This window comes from Streptomyces phytophilus, from assembly GCF_013870535.1.
GTDB lineage: Bacteria > Actinomycetota > Actinomycetes > Streptomycetales > Streptomycetaceae > Streptomyces > Streptomyces phytophilus.
In genome coordinates, this window is the sequence record NZ_JACBXC010001734.1 from 1 (window position 1) to 1,012 (window position 1,012).

A 1,012-nucleotide genomic window follows, 5' to 3' on the forward strand; every position below is an offset into this window, starting at 1 on the left:
ACGTCGCCGGGGCGGGCGCCGGCGCGGGTGACGGGCTCGTGGCCCTGCATGTCGCCGAGCGCGGTGATGGCGAGGGTGATGGCGTCGCCCCGTACGACGTCGCCGCCGACGACGGCGGCGCCGGCGACCTGGCACTCGTCGCGCAGCCCGTCCATCAGCTCCGCGGGCCAGGTGACGAGCAGGTCGGCGGGGACGACGAGGCCGAGGAGCAGGGCCGTGGGGACGGCGCCCATGGCGGCGATGTCGGCGAGGTTCTGGGCGGCGGACTTGCGGCCCACGTCGTACGCCGTGGACCAGTCGCGGCGGAAGTGCCGGCCCTCGATCAGCACGTCCGTGCTGGCCACGACCCGGCGGTCGGGGGCGCTGATGACCGCGGCGTCGTCCCCCGGTCCGACGCGTACGGCCGGCGTCGTGGTCAGCCGGGAGGTGAGCTCCCGGATGAGCCCGAACTCGCCCAGCTCCCCCACGGTGCCCTGCCCCTGCCCGTGGCCCCTCATCGGATCGCTCCTTCCGTCAACCCGGCGCCCGCGGTCTCGCCCGTCATGGCCGGTCCCGACCCTCCCGCGCCGGCCGGACTACGCGATACGGTTGCGTCTCTCCCCCCATGATCCTCGAAGCCGCCCCTGGAGGTTCCGTGGTACAGGCTTACATCCTCATCCAGACCGAGGTCGGCAAGGCGTCCGCCGTCGCCGAAGTCATCGCCAAGATCCCCGGAGTGATCCAGGCCGAGGACGTCACCGGGCCGTACGACGTGATCGTGCGCGCCCAGGCGGACACCGTCGACGAACTCGGCCGGCTCGTGGTCGCCAAAGTGCAGCAGGTGTCGGGCATCACCCGGACCCTGACCTGTCCGGTCGTCCATCTCTAGGCCCCCCGTATGCTCGCCCGGTGACGACGCTGAGCACACCACCCCGGCGGGACCGCACCGTCCGGCGCCCCCGCGCCGCCCACCGCCGTGCCCGGAGCGACCGCCCCGCCCTGCACTTCCGCCCCACCCGGCCATTCCGCTCCG

General features: G+C 74.0%; 2 protein-coding genes. One reads left to right on the forward strand and one right to left on the reverse strand.

Annotated elements, in window-relative coordinates; translation table 11 throughout:
• A partial coding sequence (locus H5J30_RS35610) for an AIR synthase related protein (protein ID WP_258563704.1) occupies window positions 1–497 on the reverse strand: 497 nt, incomplete at its 3' end.
• 137 nt (window positions 498–634) lie between these two features.
• Here H5J30_RS35610 and H5J30_RS35615 point away from each other — a divergent pair.
• Entirely contained in the window at window positions 635–868 is a 234-nt protein-coding gene (locus H5J30_RS35615) for an Lrp/AsnC family transcriptional regulator (RefSeq protein WP_181791917.1), read from the forward strand.
• Window positions 869–1,012 lie beyond the last annotated feature (144 nt).